Raw genomic sequence first — 21958 nt, forward strand, 5'->3', positions numbered from 1 at the left:
CCGCTTCCACGGGCACGCGCATCCGGGACGACGGTGCCGTCGATCTCCGCCGCTGCCGCGGCCGGTCACCGAAGGCACCGGTCGGGGCGACACCGGGTGGGGCCGAGCGGTCCACGGGCACGGGCGCCGCGTCGGCGCGGGAAGGAACGGGCGAGGTGGCTAGGGCGGGAGAGTCCGGCCGGGCGGGGGTCCGTCGGTCGACGGCGCCGTCCCGGCGCACGGGCGGAGCGCGGGCCGCCGCGGACGCGGTGCGTGCGGAGCTGCGCCGCCGCCTGGAGCCCAGTCTGACGACAGCCGGCTTCGACCTTGAGGACGTCTCCGTCACGCGGGCCGGGGCACGCAGCGTGGTCCGCGTCGTCGTGGACCGGGACGGCGGCATCGATCTCGACGCCGTCGCGGACGCCAGCCGGCTCGTCTCGGCGGTCCTGGACGGCGAGGACATCGGCACCGACGGTGCTGGCGGTACCGGTGGCAGCGGTGGCGCCGCGGGTGGCTCGGGCGCGAGCCCGATCTCCGGGGCCTACGTGCTCGAGGTGACCTCGCCCGGGGTCGACCGGCCGCTGGTGGAGCCGCGGCACTGGCGTCGCGCGGTCGGCCGGCTGGTGGTGGTCCGCCGGGCGGACGGCGTCGAGGTCGAGGGCCGGGTGCTCTCCGCCGACGACGAGGGCGCCGATCTGGCGGTGCCGACGGCCCCGGCCCGGCGTGGACGTCCCGTGCGCCGGCGGATCGAGCGGGTGGTCTACGCGACCGTGGCACGCGCGGCGGTTCAGGTCGAGTTCGGGTCGGCGACCGACGCCGACGGCGACACCGATGTTGACGCCGATGCCGGTGCCGAGCTCCCCGCCGGTGCCGAGCTCCCCGCCGGCGCAGACCTCGGCCTTGGCGCCGAGAGCGATGTCGATCTCGACGAGGGTCTCGAGGACGACGACGGTCTCGAGGACGAGGACGATGAGGACGAGTACGGCGCCGCCGGCGGTGGCGCCCCCGCCGGGTCGGCGGCGGACGAGGTAGTGGAAGATCATGGTGCCGTGGACACGGAAGCGGGCCTGATCGGCCGGACCGGCAAGGAGATGAACCGGTGAAGCTCGACGTCGCTGCGCTGCGGGGAATCGAGCGCGAGAAGGAGATCGCCTTCGACACGCTCGTCGAGGCGATCGAGACCGCGTTGTTGACCGCCTACAAGCACACCACCGGATCCGCCGACGACGCTCGGGTGGTGATCGACCGGACCAGCGGCGAGGTCGCGGTCTTTGCGCGGGAGAGCGGCCCGGACGGGACGTCCCGCGAGTGGGACGACACCCCGGCGGACTTCGGTCGGATCGCCACGATGACCGCCAAGCAGGTCATCATGCAGCGCCTGCGCGAGGCCCAGCAGGAGGTCACCTACGGCCAGTACGCCGACCGCGAGCACGAGGTGGTCTCGGGCGTGGTCCAACATCACGAGCAGCGGGCCGGTTCCCGCGTCGTGCTGGTCGATCTCGGCACGGTGGAGGGCGTGCTGCCCCCGGCCGAGCAGGTTCCCGGCGAGCGCCTGGAGCACGGTGACCGGATCAAGTGCTATGTGGTGCACGTGGCCCGCGGGATGCACGGCCCGACGGTCACCCTCTCGCGGACCCATCCCGAGCTGGTGAAGGGCCTGTTCCGGCTGGAGGTGCCCGAGGTCGCCGACGGCACGGTCGAACTCGCCGCGATCGCCCGCGAGGCCGGTCACCGCACGAAGATCGCGGTGCGTTCGAAGGCGGCCGGGGTGAACCCGAAGGGCGCCTGCATCGGCCCGATGGGCAGCCGGGTGCGCGCCGTGATGGCGGAGCTGCACGGCGAGAAGATCGACATCGTCGACTGGTCGGCGGATCCCGCGTCCTTCGTGGGCAGCGCGCTCTCGCCGGCCAGGGTGTCCCGGGTGGAGGTCACCGACCTGGCGAGTCGTTCGGCACGGGTGGTCGTTCCCGACTACCAGCTCTCGCTCGCGATCGGCCGGGAGGGGCAGAACGCCCGGCTGGCCGCCCGGCTCACCGGATGGCGGATCGACATCCACTCCGACACCGAGGGTAGCGAGCCGCGCGCGGAGCGGCCGGCCGGGGAGGCCCCCCGTCGTCCGGGGACGGGGACCGGGCCCCGGAGGTCCTCCGCAACGGGCGGCCACTCTCGGGGCGCAACGGGATAGACTTGATGTGGCGCGCCGTGCGGAGCCGACTGCCATGCAGAGCCGAGTCGTTTTGCCGGGTCGATTTGCAGAGTCCAGTCGTCCTGCAGAGCTCAGTCGTCCTGCAGACCCGAGTCCTCGAGTGACCCCCGACCGAGCACCACGTTCGAACGCCGAGCGGGGTTCTCTCCAGGACTCTGGACCGATTCGTACCTGTGTCGGTTGTCGAACCCGGGCGGCGCGGTCGAGCCTGTTGCGTATCGTCGTAATCGGCGGGGAGCTCCTCCCGGACGTTCGCCGTCGGATGCCTGGCCGGGGCGCCCATGTGCACCCCGATCTGGCTTGCGTCGATCTCGCGGAGCGCCGCAAGGCGTTCCCGCGGGCGCTCAGGGTTGCGGGGCCGCTCGGGCTGAAGCAGGTCAGAGCGCACCTGGAACAGCGCACGCGCAACATGTGCATGTAGAACAGTGGTACGGCCCGCACGTCCTGACGCGGGGGCCGGTGGGACAGCGGAGCGGCGGCCAGGGCCGAGAGATCGGTTCGAGCGGCTCGCGCCGGCAGGCGACGCCAAATCGACGTCGACAGGGAAGCAGGTCGAGACAGCGATGACCGCGCAGTGAGAACGCAGCCATGATCACGACCGGCAGGTAACGAGGTCACGCGGGCACGGACCGCGGGCCGAACGAAGGAGCACCGTGGCAGGAAAGGCCCGCGTACATGAGCTCGCGAAGGAGCTCGGCGTCGACAGCAAGACCGTGCTCGCCAAGCTCAAGGATCTCGGTGAGTTCGTGAAGTCCGCCTCGTCCACAGTCGAGGCACCCGTGGTTCGGAAACTGAAGGAGGCCTTCCCCGCGGAAGGCTCCGCTCCGTCCTCGCGTCCCGGCGGTCGTCCGGGCAACGGCGCACGACCGATGCCGCCGCCCCGTCCGGGGCCCGCCATCGGCCGTCCCGGCCCAGGTTCCGGCACCGGTCCCCGGCCCGGCCCTGGTGGCCGTCCGGTTCCCGGTCGCCCCGGTCCGGCCCCGCTGCCCGGGGCATCGCGCCCGTCCACCCCGACGGCCGCGCCCCAGTCCCAGCCGGCTCAGACCCAGCCGCCCCAGTCCCAGCCGGTGGCGCCGCAGCCGTCGCAGGCTCCGCGCCCCGCCGCGGCCGCGGCATCCGCCGCGGCGCCGGCCCCGGCACCCTCGGCTCCCGCCCCGGCACCCTCGGCTCCCGCCCCGGCTCCGATCACCTCGGCCCCGACGGCCGCCACGCCGCCGGCCGCACCGCAGCGGCCGACTCCCGGTGGCCCGCGCCCGGGTCCCGCCGCGCCGGGTCGTCCGCGTACCGGCGGCCCCGGTGGTCCTGGTGGCCCCGGCGGCGGCCCGCGTCCCGGGCCCCGGCCCGGCCCGCGGCCGGCCGCGCCCGGTAACAACCCCTACACCTCCCCGGCGGCCGGCCCGCGTGCCGCGTCCGGTCAGGGTGGTTCCCCCTCGGCACCGCCGCGTCCCGGCGCGCCGCGTCCGGGCGGTCCGCGTCCGGGCGGTCCGCGTCCGGGTGGGCCCGGTGGCCAGCGTCCGTCGCCGGGGCAGATGCCCCCGCGTCCGGGCGGCTCCGGCGGTCCCCGGCCGACCCCGGGCCAGATGCCCCCGCGTCCGGGCGGCTCCGGTGGCCCGCGGCCGAACTCGAACATGTTCCAGCCCCGTCCGGCGGGTGGCGCCCCGGGCCGCCCCGGTGGCGGTGGCGGCCCCGGCCGTCCCGGTGGCGGTGGCGGTGGCCCGCGTCCCGGTGGCGGTGGGTTCGCTCCCCGTGGGGGAGCCCCCGGCCGTCCCGGTGGCGGCGGTGGCGCTCCGGGTCGTCCCGGTGGCGGCGGTCCCGGTGGCGGCGGTCGTCCGGCCGCCGGTGGCCGTGGTCGCGGCGGGACGACGGCGGGTGCCTTCGGTCCTGGTGGCCGTGGGCGTCCCGGCCGGCAGCGCAAGTCCAAGCGCGCGAAGCGGCAGGAATGGGAGAGCGGGCTCGAGGCGCCGCGCATGGGGGCGATGGTCCCGCGCGGTAACGGGCAGGCGATCCGGCTGCCGCGTGGCGCGTCGCTCGCCGACTTCGCGGACAAGATCGACGCGAACCCCGGTGCCCTCGTCCAGGTGGTCTTCACCCAGCTCGGCGAGATGGTCACGGCGACGCAGTCCTGCACGGACGAGACCCTGCAGCTGCTCGGTGTGACCCTGGGCTACGAGGTCCAGATCGTCAGCCCCGAGGACGAGGACAAGGAGCTGCTGGAGAGCTTCGACCTGTCCTTCGGCGGCGACTACGCCGACGACGTCGAGCTGTCGGCCCGTCCGCCGGTGGTGACCGTCATGGGTCACGTCGACCACGGCAAGACGAAGCTGCTCGACGCGATCCGGTCCACGGACGTCGTCGGCGGCGAGGCCGGTGGCATCACCCAGCACATCGGCGCCTACCAGGTTCGTGCGGTCGTGGACGGGACCGAGCGCCCGATCACCTTCATCGACACCCCGGGCCACGAGACCTTCACCGCGATGCGTGCCCGTGGTGCGCAGGTGACGGACATCGTGGTCCTGGTGGTGGCCGCCGACGACGGTGTGAAGCCGCAGACGATCGAGGCGCTGAACCACGCGCAGGCGGCCAACGTGCCGATCGTGGTGGCAGTGAACAAGGTCGACAAGGAGGGCGCGGACCCGGCGAAGGTCCGCGGCCAGCTCACCGAGTACGGCCTGGTCGCGGAGGAGTACGGCGGCGACACGATGTTCGTCGACGTCTCGGCCCGCAACCGGACGGGCATCGACGAGCTGACGGAGGCGGTCATCCTGACCGCCGACGCCTCGCTCGACCTGCGCGCCCCGACCGGTACCGAGGCTCAGGGCGTCGCGATCGAAGGTCGTCTCGACCGCGGTCGCGGCCCGGTGGCCACGGTGCTCGTCCAGCGTGGCACGCTGCGTATCGGTGACTCGGTCGTCGCCGGCGAGGCCTTCGGCCGCGTCCGGGCGATGCTCGACGAGAACGGCGCCCAGGTGTCCGAGGCGGGGCCGGCGCGGCCGGTGCAGGTCCTCGGTTTCACCAGCGTCCCCGACGCCGGCGACAACTTCCTGGTTGTGCCGGAGGACCGGGTCGCCCGCCAGATCGCCGAGCGCCGGCAGGCCCGCGAGCGCAACGCCGAGCTGGCGCTGAGCCGTGGCCGTCCGACGCTCGAGACGATCCTCGAGCGGATGAAGGAGGGCGAGAAGACCCAGCTCAACCTCATCCTCAAGGGCGACGTCTCCGGTTCGGTGGAGGCCCTCGAGGACGCCCTGCTCAAGATCGACGTGGGCGACGAGGTGGGTCTTCGGATCATCGACCGCGGTGTCGGCGCGATCACCGAGACCAACGTCATGCTGGCGTCGGCCTCCGACGCGGTCATCATCGGCTTCAACGTCCGGCCGCAGGGCAAGGCGACGGAGCTGGCCGACCGCGAGGGCGTCGAGGTCCGCTACTACTCGGTGATCTACCAGGCCATCGAGGACATCGAGAACGCTCTCAAGGGCATGCTCAAGCCGGTGTACGAGGAGGCGCAGCTCGGCACCGCCGAGGTGCGCGAGGTCTTCCGCGTACCGCGGGTGGGCAACGTCGCCGGTTCGCTGGTCCGGTCCGGCATCATCCGCCGCAACACCAAGGCCCGCCTCATCCGGGACGGCGTCGTGGTCGCGGACAACCTCACCGTCGAGTCGCTCAAGCGGTTCAAGGACGACGCGACCGAGGTCCGCGAGGGCTACGAGTGCGGTATCGGGCTCGGCTCGTTCAACGACATCAAGGTCGATGACGTGATCGAGACCTTCGAGCAGCGGGAGGTTCCCCGCACCTGACCCCGAAACGCCTGGGGCCGGCCGGATGACCATTCCGGCCGGCCCCGGTGCGCCGGGCGTCCTGGCGGGAGACGATCATGTGGATCGGGAGCCTGACGCTGGACATCCTCCTCGGGGATATCCATTCCCTGAAGGAGAAGCGGTCGGTCGTCCGGCCGGTGGTCGCCGAGCTGCGCCGGCGGTTCGCGGTCAGCGCCGCGGAGACCGGCGGCCTGGACCTGCACCGCCGCGTGGAGATCGGGGTCGCGGTGGTCGCCGCGGACCGCGCGCACTGCGCGGCGGTCCTCGGCGCGTGCGAGGAGCTCGTCGCACGGCGGCCGGAGTTGGAGATCCTCTCGGCGCGAGTACGGTACCTCTCCGAGGACGACGCCGACGACATGACCCATCCTGAGGTGATTTTGCCGTAATTGGCGGATCGGTGTCCGGTGTGCGTGACCCAGCGCCGCCGAGCCGCGCAGCCCCGAGCTGCTCAGCCCGGCCGGCTCGCGTCGCGGGCGCATCGCCGCTCCCGCGGGGTACACGGAACAAGGGTGCCCGGCACGCGGGCCAGGGGCACGGTGCAGGGGCACCGAGCAGGGGCACCGAGCAGGGACAACAGCAAGGGCAGAAACAGTGAGGTGTCGACCGGTTCGGCCGGGCACCGTGGTGTCCGCCACCCGGGTCGACCGGGCGACGAGGGAGGTGGACGGTGGCTGATCCGGCTCGTGCGCGCCGGTTGGCGGTGCGGATCCGTGAGGTCGTCGCGTCCACGCTGGAACGCGGTGTGAAGGACCCCCGGCTGGGGATGGTGACGATCACCGACGCGCGGGTCACCCCGGACCTGATGGACGCGACGGTCTTCTACACGGTCTACGGCGACGACGTGGCACGGCAGGCGTCCGCCGCCGCGCTGGAGTCCGCCAAGGGCATGCTGCGCAGCCAGGTGGGCCGGGCGACCGGGATCAAGGTCACCCCGACGTTGACGTTCGTGCACGACCGGCTGCCGGACGACGCGCGGCACCTGGAGGACCTGCTCGACGTCGCTCGCCGGCGCGACGAGGAGCTCGCCCGGGTGCGCCAGGACGCGACGCCCGCCGGCGAGCCCGATCCCTACCGGCGCCCCCGGGACGCCGACGAGCTCGACGGCGACCCGCTCGACGCCCTGGCGGATGCCGGGCCCGGCGACGGTCTCACTGACGGATTCGGTGACGGGTTCGGCGGTGACGGACCGCAGGCCGGTGGGGACACCACAGTCGCCCGGCAGGAGTCGGCGTCATGACGGTCATGTCCACGGGTACGGAGTCCGACGGTCGCCCGGCTTCAGTCGGAGGGTCGGGCGGCGCCTCGGCGCCCACCGCGGTCCAGCTCGCGTCGCGGCACGCCGCCGAGAGCCTGGCCGAGGCGGTGCGGGCGCTGCGCGGCGCGGTCGACTCGGGCGGGGGGATCCTCCTGCTCGCGCACGTCAACCCGGACGGCGACAGCCTCGGGTCGGCGATCGCGCTCGGGCTGGCGCTGCGCCGCCTCGGCGCGTCCCCGCGGGTCTCGTTCGATGCCGACCCGTTCGTCGTGCCCCGGACTCTGCGCTTCCTGCCGGGCCAGGACCTGCTCGTCGCGCCCGGTGACCTCGGCGACAGCCCGGAGCTGGTGGTGACCCTGGACGCGGGCAGCGAGGAGCGCCTGGGCTGCCTGGCCCGCCGACTCGCGGTGCCGCGCTGCATCGTCGTCGACCACCACGCCTCGAACACCCTGTTCGGCGACATCAACGTCGTCGACATCGAAGCGGCGTCCACCAGCGTCATGGTGGTGCGCATCATCGACGCGCTCGGTGTCGAGCTCGACCAGGACATCGCCGCCGCGGTCTACACCGGGCTGGTCACCGACACCGGCTCGTTCCGGTTCGCTGCCACGACACCGGCCGTCCACGAGCTGGCCGCCCGCCTGCTGGCGACCGGCATCCGGCACGACCTGATCGGCCGGACCCTGTGGGACACGCACCGTTTCGGCTACCTCAAGCTGCTCGGGCAGGCGCTGGAACGCGCCCGCCTCGAACCCGAGTTCGACCTCATCTGGACCTGGTGCACCGAGGCCGACCTGCGGGTGGCGGGCATCGGCTACGACGAGATCGAGGCGGTCATCGACACCGTCCGCACGGTGTCCGAGGCCGAGGTCGCCGTCGTCTGCAAGCAGGACGGCGACGTCTGGAAGATGTCGGTCCGCTCCAAGGGGGCGGTGGACGTCGGAGCGGTCTGCACCGCGCTCGGTGGCGGCGGGCACCGCTTCGCGGCCGGCATCTCGTCGTCGGCGCCGCTGGAGACCGTGATGCGTGTCTTCCGCGAGGAGCTCACCCGCGCTCCCCGCCTCGCCGGGTGATCCCTCCCGTGCCTTCTTCTGAACGTCCCACGGCGGCCGGACGTCCCACGGCGGCCGGACGTCCCACGGCGGCCGAGCGTCCCGCGGCCGTCGACGGCCTCGTCGTCGTGGACAAGCCCGCCGGCTGGACGTCGCACGACGTCGTCGCGCGGTCCCGGCGCCTGCTGGGCACCCGCCGCATCGGCCACGCCGGCACCCTGGACCCGATGGCGACCGGTGTGCTCGTGCTCGGCGTCGGCCGAGGAACCCGCCTGCTCGGCCGACTGGCGCTGACCGCCAAGGTGTACGAGGCCACGATCCGGCTCGGCCGCACCACCACGACGGACGACGCCGAGGGCGACCCGGTGGCGGACCGCCCGGTCGATGTCGGCGCCGGCCCGCTCGCAGCGGCGATGGCGGAGCTGACCGGGGAGATCGACCAGGTCCCGTCCAGTGTCAGCGCGGTGAAGGTCGCCGGGGTGCGGGCCTACGACCGGGTCCGGGCCGGCGAGGAGGTGACGCTCGCGCCGCGGCGGGTCACCGTCGGCCGGTTCGAGCTGCTCGCCCGGCGCGGCGAGACCGACCTGGACGTCGTCGTCGCCTGCTCGAGCGGGACGTACATCCGCGCGCTCGCCCGGGATCTGGGGGCCGCGCTGGGCTGCGGCGCCCACCTCACCGCGCTGCGGCGCACCGAGGTCGGGCCGTTCGGGCTGGCCGAGGCGGTGACCCTCGACGCGCTCGCCGAGGCCGCGAACGCGGCCGTCGTGCCGCTGGGGGCAGCGGTGGCGGCGACCTTCCCGCGCCGCGACGTGGACGGGGAGCAGGCCCGGGACGTCGCCTACGGGCGGCGGCTGCCCATGCTCGGCAGCCCGGGGCCGTACGGCGTGTTCGGGCCGGACGGAGCGCTCCTCGCGCTGTTCGAGGAACGGGACGGCGTGGCCCGCCCGATCGTCGTCTTCGCGCCCGCGTAGCACCCCGCCTGCGCTGTGTCACCCGCACTCACCTGGTGTTCCGTCGGTGTGCGGACCCGGTGCGTCCACCCGGCGTGCGCATCAGGCGCGGGTCCGTCGACGGCGCCCGGATCGGCCGCCGTCGTGGCCGCCCGGATCGCGATCGTAGATCGACTCGTGATGCCCTAGGCTTCGGCAGGTGCGACGTTGGCGCGGAGTGGAGAACATCCCGGACGACTGGCCGGGAGGAATCATCACCATTGGCTTCTTCGACGGCGTCCACCTCGGGCACCGGCGGATCATCGGCCGGGCGGTGGAGCTGGCGCGCGAGCGCGGGCAGCAGGCGGCCGTGGTGACGTTCGACCCGCACCCGGCGGAGGTCCTGCGCCCCGGCACCCATCCCGCGCTGCTGACGACCCTGCGGCACAAGGCCGAGCTGCTCGAGGCCGTCGGCGTCGACGCGCTGTGCGTCGCCCCGTTCACCCTCGACTTCAGCCGGATGACCGCCGAGGACTTCGTCCACGAGATCGTCGCCGGGCAGCTGCGCGCGACCGGCGTGGTCGTGGGGGAGAACTTCACCTACGGCCACCGCGCCCTGGGGAACGTGGAGACGCTGGCCCGCGGCGGCCGTTCCGAGGGCTTCACCGTGGAGGGGATCGGCCTCGTCCACGCGGACGAGCAGGTGCTCTCCTCGACGGCGATCCGCCGGCGGGTGGCCGACGGCGACGTCGAGGGCGCCGCGGCGGCCCTCGGCCGGCCGCACCGGGTCGAGGGCGTGGTGGTGCACGGGGACGCGCGTGGCCGGCTGATCGGCTACCCGACGGCGAACCTGCAGTGCACGCCGTGGGCGGCGGTTCCCGGCGACGGGGTGTACGCGGGCTTCGCGCGGTGGTCCGGCCAGCGGCGGGCGGCCGCGATCTCGATCGGCACCAACCCGACCTTCGAGGGCCGCGACCGCCGGGTCGAGGCGTTCCTGCTCGACTTCGACGGCGACCTCTACGGCGAGTACATGGTCTACGAGTTCACCCACCGGCTGCGCCCGACGCTGCGCTTCGACTCGGTCGACGAGCTCGTCCTGCAGATGGCGCGGGACGTCGACGCCACCCGCGCGGCCACGCTCCCCGTCTGACACAACGCGTCCGCGCCGGGGCGGGTCTCCCGGGGTTGATAAGCTTCCCCTTCAAGCGGGAGCGGTGTGTCCGGTGACGGCGTGCCGGTGGTTGGCTCGTGGCGGTTGCTGATGTTCGCAGGTGTTGACGCTCGTGCGCAGGTGTTGACGCTCAGTGGTCGCTGAGGCTCGGCGGTGGTCGGGAGATTCGGCGAAGGTCGATGTTCCCGGGCGGTCGCCGGCGGTGGAGCCACGGCCGACGGCGTACACCGGCAGGAGGCTCGGGTGATGCAGACCCCGAGCGCGCGCCGTCCCGGATGAGGAACGAGGTGGAGCGTGCCGCTCTCTGGCGACGTCAAGCAGAAGATCATGTCGGACTACGCCACGGTCGACCGGGACACCGGCTCGCCCGAGGTACAGGTCGCGATGCTGACCCGTCGCATCAGTGACCTGACGGAGCACCTGAAGGTCCACAAGCACGACCACCACAGCCGGCGCGGGCTGCTCCTGCTCGTCGGGCGCCGCCGGCGGTTGCTGAACTACCTGGCGAAGACGGACATCAACCGTTACCGCGCACTGATCGAGCGACTCGGTCTGCGCCGATAGTCAGGAGAGGGAGCGCCCCGGTGGCGCTCCCTCCGGCACATCGGGGGTAGATACCGGTGTGCCGGGCCGCCGGCGGCGAATGGCCGCCGGCGGCCGGCAGGACCCAGCCGGGTCCGCGCGGCATGAGCCGCCGGTCCTCGGTCGTGGCCGCCGGGACGAGCGCCGTCGGTGCCGCCCGGAGACTTCGACTGAGCACCGGCATCCTCCATGGCGCGGGCACGGCCCACGATGAGGATGGAGTATCGAGTGGACGACTCGACACAGGCGGCAGAGGCCGTCATCACGACCCCGACCGGGGCCCGCACGGTCCGTTTCGAGACCGGCCGGCTGGCCAGGCAGGCCGCTGGCGCGGTCGTCGCCCACCTCGGCGACACGATGGTCCTCTCGGCGACGACGGTCAGCCGCTCGCCGAAGGAGCAGCTGGACTTCTTCCCCCTGACGGTGGACGTCGAGGAGCGGATGTACGCGGCCGGGCGCATCCCCGGCTCGTTCTTCCGCCGCGAGGGCCGCCCCAGTGAGGACGCGATCCTCACCTGCCGGCTCATCGACCGGCCGTTGCGGCCGTCGTTCGCCAAGGGGCTGCGCAACGAGATCCAGGTCGTGGCGACCGTGCTCGCCCTCGACCCCGACACCCTGTACGACGTGGTCGCGATCAACGCGGCGAGCGCGTCGACGATGCTGGCCGGGCTGCCCTTCAGCGGGCCGATCGGCGCCACCCGGGTCGGCTACGTCGACGGCGACTGGATCGCCTTCCCGACGCACAGCGAGCTGGAGCGGGCGACCTTCGACATGGTCGTGGCCGGCCGGGTGCTCGAGGACGGCTCCGACGTCGCGATCATGATGGTCGAGGCGGAGGCGACGCCGGGCACGGTGGCCCTGGTGGCCGGTGGCGCGCCGGCGCCGACCGAGGAGGTCGTCGCCGCGGGCCTGGAGGCCGCCAAGCCGGCCATCCGCGAGCTGTGCCGGGCGCAGAGCGAGCTGGCCGCGGGCGCGGCGAAGCCGCAGCGCGAGTTCCCGCTGTTCATCGACTACCACGACGACGTGCTGGAGACCCTGACGGCGGCGGTCGGCGAGGAGCTTGCGGCGGCACTGCGCATCGCCGGCAAGGCCGAGCGCGAGACCGAGCTGGAGCGGGTCCGGGCGCTGGCCGTGGAGAAGGTGTCCGGCCAGTTCGAGGGCCGCGACAAGGAGATCAGCCCGGCCTACCGGGCGCTGACCAAGAAGCTGGTCCGCTCGCGCATCGTCACCGACGGTGTGCGCATCGACGGGCGTTCCACGACCGAGATCCGCGAGCTGTCGGCCGAGGTCGACTACATCCCGCGGGTGCACGGCTCGGCGCTGTTCGAACGGGGCGAGACGCAGATCCTCGGCGTCACGACGCTGGCGATGCTCCGGATGGAGCAGACCGTCGACACGCTCAACCCGGACCGCACCAAGCGGTACATGCACAACTACAACTTCCCGCCGTACTCCACCGGTGAGACCGGCCGGGTGGGCTCGCCGAAGCGGCGCGAGATCGGCCACGGCGCGCTCGCGGAGCGGGCGCTGCTGCCGGTGCTGCCCAGCCGCGAGGAGTTCCCCTACGCGATCCGCCAGGTCTCCGAGGCGCTGAGCTCCAACGGCTCGACGAGCATGGGCTCGGTCTGCGCGAGCACGCTGTCGCTGCTGAACGCCGGTGTGCCGCTGAAGGCCCCGGTCGCGGGCATCGCGATGGGCCTGATCCGGGAGGGCGACGCCTTCGTCACCCTGACCGACATCCTCGGGGCAGAGGACGCCTACGGCGACATGGACTTCAAGGTCGCCGGCACGCAGGAGTTCGTGACCGCCCTGCAGCTGGACACCAAGCTCGACGGCATCCCGGCGTCGGTGCTCGCCGGCGCGCTGCAGCAGGCGCGGGCGGCCCGGCTGACGATCCTCGAGGTGATGGCCGAGGCCATCGGCGGGCCGGACGAGATGTCCGCGCACGCCCCGCGGGTCATCTCCGTGAAGATCCCCGTTGACAAGATCGGCGAGGTCATCGGGCCCAAGGGCAAGATGATCAACCAGATCCAGGCGGACTCCGGTGCGGAGATCACCGTCGAGGACGACGGCACGATCTACATCGGTGCCGCCGACGGGCCGGCGGCCGAGACCGCCCGCTCCGCGATCAACGCGATCGCGAACCCGCAGATGCCCGAGGTCGGCGAGCGCTACCTCGGTACCATCGTGAAGATCACGAACTTCGGAGCCTTCGTCTCGCTGACGCCCGGCAAGGACGGCCTGCTGCACGTCAGCAAGCTCAAGCAGCTCGCCGGCGGCAAGCGCGTCGAAAAGGTCGAGGACGTGCTGTCGGTGGGCCAGAAGCTCCAGGTGGAGATCACCGAGATCGACGCCCGCGGCAAGATCAGCCTCGCGCCGGGCGCGGAGTCCATCGACACCGTAAGCGCCGGATCCTGACAGGAGCGCAGTGACGGAGACGGATCTGTCCACCTCGGACGACCGCACCTCGGACGGTCGCACCTCGAACGACCGCACCCCGGGCCTGGCCGGGCCGGAGCACGCCTCCGGCCCGCGCCCGGCCCGGGTGGCCGAGCTTCTCGCGGCGGGTCCCGGTTCCGAGGTCCTGCTCGCCGGGGCCGTGCGCCGCACGGTGCTGCCGGGCGGCCTGCGGGTCGTCACGGAGAAGGTCCCCGGGGTCCGGTCGGTGGCGATCGGGATCTGGGTGGGCGTCGGCTCGCGGGACGAGACGCCGCTCACCGGTGGCTGCTCGCACTACCTGGAGCACCTGCTGTTCAAGGGCACCCCGAGCCGGGACGCCCTGTCGATCAGCGCCTCCATCGAGGCCGTCGGCGGTGATCTCAACGCCTTCACCGCCAAGGAGTACACCTGCTACTACGCGCGGGTGCTCGACGTGGACATGGACCTGGCCATCGACGTCGTCTGTGACATGGTCGCCAACTCGCTGGTGACCGCGGACGACGTCGAGGCCGAGCGGGGCGTGATCCTCGAGGAGATCGCCATGCACGAGGACGACCCCGGCGACGTCGTGCACGACGTCTTCGCCGACGCCGTCCTCGGCTCCTCCGTCCTGGGGCGACCGGTGCTCGGCACGGTCGACACCATCGAGGCGCTCGGCCGGGAGACGGTCTTCGACTACTACCGCGAGCGGTACGCCCCGCCCGCGCTGGTCGTCTCGATCGCCGGCAACATCGAGCACGACCACGCCCTGGACCGGGTGGTGGCCGCGTTCGCCGACCGGCTCACCGGGCCCGCCCGGCACCAGGAGGTGCGCCGCGGCGAGTACCCGTTCCCGCCGCCGCCGGGCATCGTCGTCACCAACCGGCCGACCGAGCAGGCCCACGTGGTGCTCGGCACGGCCGGCCTGTCCCGGCACGACCCGCGCCGGTACGCGCTCGGCGTGCTGTCGACGGCCCTCGGTGGCGGGATGAGCTCGCGGCTGTTCCAGGAGGTGCGGGAGAAGCGCGGGCTGGCCTACTCCGTGTACTCCTTCGACAACCAGTTCGCCGACGCCGGGCTGTTCGGCGTCTACGCGGGCTGTACCCCGGGGCGCGCCGACGAGGTGCTGGAGATCTGCCGCGAGCAGGTGCACCGGATCGCCGAGCACGGCATCACCGCGGAGGAGCTCGAGCGGGCCCGCGGCCAGAACCGCGGCGGCCTGGTGCTCAACCTGGAGGACACCGGGTCGCGGATGAGCCGGCTCGGCAAGAGCGAGCTCGTCCACGGCGAGCTGCTCTCGGTCGACGAGGTGCTCGCCCGGGTCGAGGCCGTCACACTCGACGACGTGCGGGCCGTCGCCGGCGAGCTGGTCGACCAGCCGTGGGCGCTCGGCGTCATCGGCCCGTTCGAGGACCACGACTTCAGCGCGGCCGTAGCGCGGTGACCCGCGCGGCCGCTGGCGGTACCGGACACGTGGAGGGCACGGGATGATCGGCGTCGGGGTGCTCGGAGCCCGTGGCCGGATGGGCACGACCGTCTGCGACGCCGTCCGCGCGGCGCCCGACCTGGAGCTGGTGGCCGAGGTCGACGCCGGCGACGACCGCTCGCCGGCGGCGAAGGCCGACGTCGTGGTCGACTTCACCCATCCCGACGCGGTCATGGACAACCTGCGCTGGGCTGTGGAGAACCGCGTTCACGCCGTCGTCGGGACCACCGGTTTCGACGACGCCCGCTTCGCGGCACTGCGCGGCTGGCTCGCCGCCGAGCCGTCGGTGGGTGTGCTGGTGGCGCCCAACTTCGGGATCGCCGCCGTCCTGATGATGATGTTCGCCGCCCGCGCGGCGCCGTACTTCGAGTCGGTGGAGATCGTCGAACTGCACCACCCGGGCAAGGCCGACGCCCCCAGTGGGACGGCGCGGCGCACCGCCGAGCTGATCGCCGCGGCCCGCGCCTCGGCCGGGCTGCCCGCCGCCGGTCCCGACGCGACCACCTCCGCCCTGGACGGGGCGCGCGGGGCGCGGGTTTCGGGTGTACCGGTGCACGCCGTCCGCCTCGGTGGGCTCGTCGCCCACCAGGAGGTGCTGCTCGGTGGGGCGGGCGAGACGCTGACGATCCGTCACGACTCGCTGGACCGGGCGTCCTTCATGCCCGGGGTCCTGCTGGCGGTGCGCGAGGTGGCCGCCCGCCCGGGGCTGACGGTCGGCCTGGAGCCGTTGCTCGACCTCGGCTGACCACCTCCCGAACCGGGCCTGATCACCTCCCGGACACCGGTGTCGTCAACCCGTCACCCGGTCCGGTAGCAGTCCGGCACTACCCGGATGGATAGGTTTCGGGTGTGGTGCGACAAGCGGGCGGGCGGGCGGGGCCGAACACCGGCACGGTCTTCGGCATCGATCTCGGGACGACTTTCAGTTGCCTGGCGCGGGTCTCCGGCGCCGGGGACCCCGAGATCATTCCGTTGATGGACGGGTCGCGGACCCTGCCGAGCGTCGTCCTGTTCGTCGGCCAGGACGACTACATCACCGGCGAGACCGCGCGCCGCCTGGCGCGAGCCCGTCCCGACGACGTGTGCGCCCTGGTCAAACGGCGGATGGGTGACGGCGACTGGCGGTTCGTGACGCACGGCGCCGCCTGGTCCGCCCCGGCGGTGAGCGGGCTGATCCTCAAGGCGCTCGTCTCGGACGCCGGCCTGACCACCGGCGAGCCCGTCCGGGACGTCGTGATCACCGTCCCCGCCTACTTCGGTGACGAGGAGCGGCGCGCCACGGTGCTCGCCGGCGAGTACGCCGGCCTGAACGTCGTGGACGTCATCAACGAGCCCACCGCCGCCGCGCTGTCCTACGGATTCGCCCGCTTCGAGGTCGGCAGCCGCCGGACGCTCACGGGCCCGGGCACGATCGCCGAGGAGGTCGCGCTCGTCTACGACCTCGGCGGCGGGACGTTCGACGTCACCATCGTCGAGCTGGCCGACCGCAGGGTGTCCGTCGTCGCCACCGACGGTGATCACCAGCTCGGCGGGGCCGACTGGGACGAGAAGATCGTGCTGTTCCTCTCCGACCGCTTCCTCGAGGCCCATCCCGAGGCCGACGACCCGCTCGACGACGGCGAGGCGGCGCAGGAGCTGCAGCTCGCCGCCGAGCGCGCCCGCCTGGAGCTGACCGAGGCGACGTCCACGGTGGTGACGGTCAGCCACAGCGGCAGGTCGCTGGACATCACGCTCACCCGCGACGAGCTGGAGCGCCTTACCGCCGGCCTGCTCGACCGCACCGTCACGCTGACCCGGGCCGCGATCGACGCGGCCCGGGAGCGCGGGGTGCGTGGGATCGACCGGGTGCTGCTCGTCGGCGGGGCGTCGCGGATGCCGGCGGTGGCGCGGCGGCTGGCGGCGGAGCTGTCCGTCCCGGTGGAGCTGACCGACCCGGATCTCGCCGTCGCCCGTGGCGCCGCGATCTACGGCGAGAAGAAGGCGCTGGAGCGGATGGTCGCGGCCGACCTGGTCACCCGCGGCCAGCTCGTGGACGGCGCCGCCGTCGACACCGCTGCCGCCGCGGACCTTGATGCCGCGTGCCGACGGCTGGCCGACGCCCTCGGGCTGTCCGCCGAGCGGGTCCGGCGGACGGTCGAGGTCCAGGTCGTCAACGTGGTCTCCCGTGGCTTCGGAGTGCTAGCGCTGAACCGGTTCGGCGACCAGGGCGCGGTCTTCCTGGTACACCGCAACGACCGGCTACCGGTCGCGGTCCGCCGTCCGTTCGGGACGGTACGTGACGATCAGGACACGGTGACCGTCTACGTGGTGGAGCAGGCCGGCGGGGTCGAGTCGCCGCGGGTCGGGGACAACAAGGTCATCGCCGAGGCGGAGATCACCGGAATCCCACCGGGCTATCCCGCCGGAACCCAGATTGAAATCATGTTCCGGATGGGCTTTGACGGCATCCTCGAGGTGACGGCACGACACGAGGGGCTCGCCGACCGGCCGCTGACCGTCCGGGTGGAGACCTCGGCGGCGCTGAGCCAGGCCGACGTCGCCCGCGAACGGGAGCAGGTCGCTCGGGCGCGGCGTGAGCGGGGTGAGGGGCCTTTCGGCTCCGGGCCGTCCGACGACGGCCCGTCCGGTGGCGGTCCGTCCGGGGCGGGCGGCGGGGGAGACCCGCTGCGCAAGGGCCGGCCCGGGGACGACCGCGGCGGGCTGGGCGGCTCGCCCGGCGCGCCCGGCTGGACGTAGCCGCCGCCCTGCGCTGGTGGCGCCGGTCAGCCCTGAGGGGGCGGGGCCGGCGCCGGACAGAACGGCCGGAGAGCGTCACGGAAAGGGAGTCCACGGTGCTGCCCTTCGACTCGAACGACTACCGGCGGCGCGTGCTCGCGGCCGTGCATGCCCGCGGCGGCGCCGAGCAGAGCGACCCCTTCGAGCTCTACGACATCCCGATCGAGGAGGTCCCGCGGCTCAGCGATGAGCAGGTCCGGGCGCGGGTCGACGCCGTCTGGGCGTTCTGGCAGCGCAGCCGGGACCACCCCCGCTACCGGGGTGTGATCATCGCGTTGCTGGGCCTGCACGACGAGCTGTCCGCGGCGCTGGCCACCGCCGCCTCCCGCACCGAGCTCGCCGCCCGGGTCGGCGCCGCGCGCGAGGCCCGCGACGGTGAGCGCTTCGCCGAGCTCGACGCCGCCGTCCGCCGGCTGGTCAGCCGGTTCGGCGGCCTCCCCGAGGACAAGCTGGCCGGGCTGCGCGCCCTCGCCGCCGCGCACGGTGTTGACGACGCCGCGTTCGCGCTGCGCACCCGCAGGTACCGGGTGCTGCCCGCGGGCACGCCCGAGCGGGCGGACGCCACGTCGACGCGCCGGCCCGTCCCGGCCGAGGTGATACGTCAGGTGCGAGCCGACCTCGACGAGCTTGGCCGGATCGCGGGCGTGACCCCGCCGCGGAGCCTGTTCGACCTGCTGGGGATCGCGCCGGGCGCCAGCCGGGAGGAGATCAGGGCCGTCCGCGACGCCGCCGCCGCCCGCAACCGCGAGCGCCGGCCGGACCGGCGGCGGGCCCTGCTGGACGACCTGCTGACCGCCGTGCGGGCCCTGCTCGTCGACGGCGACCCAGAGGCGTATCTGGACGCGTTGGTCGAACCCGTGAAGATTGTGCTGCGCCCGCGGGTCGCCACCGCCGTGCTCATCGAGGACCGCCTGCTGCCCTCGGCCGCCGCCGAGCTCGTCGTGGCGGCCGAGACGGAGGGCCTCGACCCCGGCCGGGCGCGCGCGGTCGTCGCCGACCTCGCCCGCGAGCACGGCGTGGACGCCCCGGTCGTGGCGCACACCCCGCGGTCGGGGGCCGGCTCGCCCGCCGGTGGGCCGTCCACGGGCGCGGCCTTCGACGGCGACGCGGGCGACGGTCCGGGGAGCGGTGGTCGGGGCGGCCCGTCGCCGGTCAACCCGGTGCCGGTGCGTTCTGAGACCGGGCGTCCGGAGCCGGTGCGTGCCGCCGACTGGCAGAGCGCGCTCTCCCGGGCGCGGGCCGCGCTGCGTGCCGGCCGCCCGATCGCCGCCAGCGACGAGATCACCCGCGCCCGTGAGATCGCCGGGGAGACATTGCCCCCGATCCGGGCGGTCGGCGACGAGGTGGAGCGCGCCATCCGGGCGGCCGGCGAGCGCTGGCGCGCGATCGTCGCGGAGCTCGCCGCCAACCGCCAGCACGCGGTGGTCCGTCTCGCCGACGAGCTGGCCCGCCTCGGCGCGGACGTGCCGGGCCCCGACGGACGCGTCCTTGACGAGGTGCGCGCGGCGGCCCAGGCTCGGTGCGCCCAGGCGGATGACCTCGTCCGGCGGGCCCGGGCGCAGTCCGGCCCGGAACGGATCCGGCTCGCCCGCGAAGCCCTGGCCCTCGCCGCGGACCACGACGAGGCACAGGAGCTGGCGGGGACCTCCTCATCCGGCGACCCGCAGCCGCAGCCGCAGCCCTCGGCGTCGGCGTCGGCGTCGACCGCGACGGCGGCCTCGGACGCGGCAGCAGCGGTGGGATCCGGTGCCGATCCGCTCCCGGCTTCCAACCGGCCGGGCGGGCCGCCGGCCGGACAACCGGCCGGACAACTGGCGGGTCAGCCGTCCGGGCAGCGGGTCGAGGCCGGCCGGACCGCGGAGGCCGAGCGCGTCGTCGAGCCGCCGAGCGGCGTGGCCGCCCGGTGGGACGGCGCCTCCGTGGTGATCAGCTGGCGGCCGACGACCACCCCCGGCGAGGCCCGCTACCGGATCCGCCGGATCACCGCGGACGGCAACTCGCGCGCGGTCGGGGTCACCTCGGCCACCACCATCGAGGACGGCGGTGTCTTCCGCGGCGCGTCGATCCCCGAGTACGAGGTGATCGCCGGGATCGACGGCGCCTGGTCGCGCCCGGCCCGCTGGCCGAGCCCGACTCCCACCCTCGTTCCCACTGCCACGCCCGGGGCACACGCTGAATCCGGCGGGCACGTCGAGCCTGGGCGGCGCGTCGAGCCCGGGGCGCACGCCGAATCCGCTGCGCGCGTCGATGCCGGGCCGCCGTCCGGGCTGCCGTTGTTCGCGGTGCCGCCGCCGGGGCCGCACACCGCGGCCGACGACGTGGGGCCCGTGCCCGACCTGCGGATGGTCGACGGGCGTCTGTGCTGGACCTGGCCGGTCGGCTGCACGGAGATGATGGTCACGGCGCGGGCGGACCTGCCTCCGGCCGGCGCGCAGGAGCTCGGCTCCACCACGCGCAAGGTGACCAACACCCGCTATGACATCGATGGTGGCTTCCTGCTGCCGGCCGTCCGTCCACTGCATGTCGCGCTCTTCGCGTGCGTGCGGGTCCGCGGTGAGCTGGTCGTCGCGGGCACGGCGGCCGGACGGTGCCTGGTCGATCCCGCCGGTGGGCTGACGGTGGTCGGCCCGGAGCCGCACGGGGGCGCCGGGGCAGCGGCCGCGGGCGTCGCCGGGAGCAACCAGGGGCCCGAGAGGACCACATAGAGGTCGCGCGGCCACCGGGGGAGCGCCGGAGCCAGACCGGCCGGTGCGACCCGGTGGCTGCACCGCTCGCCGTCCGGAGGGACCCGCGGGCGGCGTTGTATGGTTTCGATCGTGCTTCTCCTGTCTCGACATCGGTGATCGCCGCGCTCTCAGGGTCCGATGAGTGCGCCTCGCCCAGGCGCGCGCACGCAACAGTGTCGAGAACGAGGAGTTTGTCCCGGCCATGGCCGACGCACCGATAGTCCGTCCCACCCCGGTCAGCGGGTTCCCCGAGTGGCTTCCCGACGTCCGGATGGTCGAGCTCCGCTGGCTCGACACCATCCGCGCCACCTTCGAGCGGTACGGGTTCTGCTCCGTGGAGACCCCGTCGGTGGAGGCCCTCGAGGCCCTGATGGCCAAGGGCGAGACGTCGCAGGAGGTCTACACCCTGCGCCGCCTGCAGGCAGAGGACGACGACGACAGCGCGCGCCTCGGCCTGCACTTCGACCTGACCGTGCCGTTCGCCCGGTACGTCGCCGCCCACTTCAACGACCTGGTCTTCCCGTTCAAGCGCTACCAGATCCAGCGGGTGTGGCGGGGCGAGCGGCCGCAGGAGGGCCGGTTCCGGGAGTTCACTCAGTGTGACATCGACGTCATCAACGTCGACAACGTCCCGCTGCACTTCGACGCCGAGCTGCCCCGGATCGTGCACGAGGTCCTCACGACGCTCGCCGTCCCGTCCTGGACGTTGAACATCAACAACCGCAAGATCCTGCAGGGGTTCTACGAGGGGCTCGGTATCGGTGACCCGCTCGCCGTCATCCGCGCCGCGGACAAGATCGACAAGATCGGCGCGCGCGGGGTCGAGGCGCTGCTGACGGGGCCGGTCGGGCTCACGGCCGAGCAGGCGCGCGCCTGCCTCGACCTGGCCCAGGTCCGGGGCTCCGACGCCGGTGTCATCGACGAGATCGGCCGGCTCGGGGTCAAGTCCGAGCTCCTGACGGAAGGGCTCGACGAGCTGGCCCGGGTGCTGGACGACCTGGCCGACCTGCCGGCGGGCGCCGTCGTGGCCGACCTGTCGATCGCCCGCGGCCTGGACTACTACACCGGCACCGTCTACGAGGCCAAATTCGTCGATGCGCCCGGGTACGGCAGCATCTGCTCCGGTGGCCGGTACGACGACCTCGCGGGCACCTTCATCCGGCGCAACCTCCCCGGTGTCGGGATCTCGATCGGTCTCACCCGCATCTTCGCCAAGCTTGTCGCGGACGGCCTCATCGGCGCGGGCCCGTCCAGCCCGGCCCAGGTGCTCATGGTGATCCCGAGCGACGAGCGCCGCGCCGAGGCGCTCGCGACCGCCCGGCTGCTGCGCGGCCGCGGCCTCAACGTGGAGACCTACCACCAGGCCGACAAGCTGGCGAAGCAGATCAGGTACGCCTCACGCAAGGGCATCGGGCACGTCTGGTTCCCGCCGTTCGCCGACGACCGCCCGCACGAGGTGAAGGACATGGCCACCGGCGACCAGGGCCCGGCCGACCCGACGGCGTGGACACCCGCGGGCTGACGGCCGACACGGCACCGCACGGCCGACACAGCACCGCACGGC

Annotated in this window: 16 protein-coding genes; all 16 read left to right on the forward strand. The window is 73.6% G+C overall.

What is annotated here, in order from left to right:
- Window positions 1-155: 155 nt before the first annotated feature.
- The 16 genes from rimP (at window position 156) to hisS (ending at window position 21916) form a co-directional block, all read left to right on the forward strand.
- Window positions 156-1082: a ribosome maturation factor RimP gene (rimP, locus tag FRANEAN1_RS05805; RefSeq protein ID WP_020458809.1), complete on the forward strand. Its 927-nt coding sequence runs from the start codon at window positions 156-158 to the stop codon at window positions 1080-1082.
- Window positions 1079-2164, forward strand: coding sequence for a transcription termination factor NusA (gene nusA, locus FRANEAN1_RS05810; protein WP_020458810.1), 1086 nt, complete (start codon window positions 1079-1081; stop codon window positions 2162-2164). Before rimP ends, nusA begins: the two co-directional genes overlap by 4 nt.
- 34 nt (window positions 2165-2198) lie before the next feature.
- A complete protein-coding gene (locus tag FRANEAN1_RS43050; protein WP_020458811.1) occupies window positions 2199-2606 on the forward strand; it encodes a YlxR family protein in 408 nt (135 codons plus the stop codon).
- A 232-nt stretch (window positions 2607-2838) separates the two neighbouring features.
- Window positions 2839-5979: a translation initiation factor IF-2 gene (gene infB, locus FRANEAN1_RS05820; protein WP_020458812.1), complete on the forward strand. Its 3141-nt coding sequence runs from the start codon at window positions 2839-2841 to the stop codon at window positions 5977-5979.
- 77 nt (window positions 5980-6056) lie between these two features.
- The gene (locus tag FRANEAN1_RS05825; RefSeq protein ID WP_020458813.1) at window positions 6057-6386 is read left to right on the forward strand and encodes a DUF503 domain-containing protein; all 330 of its coding nucleotides are present in this window, start codon (window positions 6057-6059) and stop codon (window positions 6384-6386) included.
- Between the two features lie 281 nt (window positions 6387-6667).
- Window positions 6668-7237, forward strand: coding sequence for a 30S ribosome-binding factor RbfA (gene rbfA / locus FRANEAN1_RS05830; RefSeq protein WP_020458814.1), 570 nt, complete (start codon window positions 6668-6670; stop codon window positions 7235-7237).
- Window positions 7234-8328, forward strand: coding sequence for a bifunctional oligoribonuclease/PAP phosphatase NrnA (locus tag FRANEAN1_RS05835; RefSeq protein ID WP_020458815.1), 1095 nt, complete (start codon window positions 7234-7236; stop codon window positions 8326-8328). The genes rbfA and FRANEAN1_RS05835 overlap by 4 nt, the downstream gene beginning before the upstream one ends.
- A gap of 8 nt (window positions 8329-8336) precedes the next feature.
- Window positions 8337-9278, forward strand: a complete 942-nt coding sequence (truB, locus tag FRANEAN1_RS05840) for a tRNA pseudouridine(55) synthase TruB (protein ID WP_020458816.1) — start codon at window positions 8337-8339, stop codon at window positions 9276-9278.
- 178 nt (window positions 9279-9456) lie between these two features.
- The gene (locus tag FRANEAN1_RS05845; protein ID WP_020458817.1) at window positions 9457-10386 is read left to right on the forward strand and encodes a bifunctional riboflavin kinase/FAD synthetase; all 930 of its coding nucleotides are present in this window, start codon (window positions 9457-9459) and stop codon (window positions 10384-10386) included.
- A gap of 315 nt (window positions 10387-10701) precedes the next feature.
- On the forward strand, window positions 10702-10971 hold the full coding sequence (gene rpsO / locus FRANEAN1_RS05850; protein WP_020458818.1) for a 30S ribosomal protein S15: 270 nt from the start codon (window positions 10702-10704) through the stop codon (window positions 10969-10971).
- A gap of 246 nt (window positions 10972-11217) precedes the next feature.
- Window positions 11218-13407, forward strand: a complete 2190-nt coding sequence (locus FRANEAN1_RS05855; RefSeq protein ID WP_020458819.1) for a polyribonucleotide nucleotidyltransferase — start codon at window positions 11218-11220, stop codon at window positions 13405-13407.
- Between the two features lie 10 nt (window positions 13408-13417).
- Window positions 13418-14851, forward strand: a complete 1434-nt coding sequence (locus FRANEAN1_RS05860) for a pitrilysin family protein (protein ID WP_020458820.1) — start codon at window positions 13418-13420, stop codon at window positions 14849-14851.
- A gap of 43 nt (window positions 14852-14894) precedes the next feature.
- Entirely contained in the window at window positions 14895-15638 is a 744-nt protein-coding gene (gene dapB / locus FRANEAN1_RS05865) for a 4-hydroxy-tetrahydrodipicolinate reductase (protein ID WP_020458821.1), read from the forward strand.
- A 104-nt stretch (window positions 15639-15742) separates the two neighbouring features.
- Window positions 15743-17629: an Hsp70 family protein gene (locus tag FRANEAN1_RS05870; RefSeq protein WP_020458822.1), complete on the forward strand. Its 1887-nt coding sequence runs from the start codon at window positions 15743-15745 to the stop codon at window positions 17627-17629.
- Between the two features lie 95 nt (window positions 17630-17724).
- Entirely contained in the window at window positions 17725-20373 is a 2649-nt protein-coding gene (locus FRANEAN1_RS05875) for a hypothetical protein (RefSeq protein ID WP_020458823.1), read from the forward strand.
- Between the two features lie 223 nt (window positions 20374-20596).
- Window positions 20597-21916: a histidine--tRNA ligase gene (hisS, locus tag FRANEAN1_RS05880; RefSeq protein ID WP_041255548.1), complete on the forward strand. Its 1320-nt coding sequence runs from the start codon at window positions 20597-20599 to the stop codon at window positions 21914-21916.
- Window positions 21917-21958: the final 42 nt, after the last annotated feature.

This window comes from Parafrankia sp. EAN1pec, assembly GCF_000018005.1.
GTDB lineage: Bacteria > Actinomycetota > Actinomycetes > Frankiales > Frankiaceae > Parafrankia > Parafrankia soli.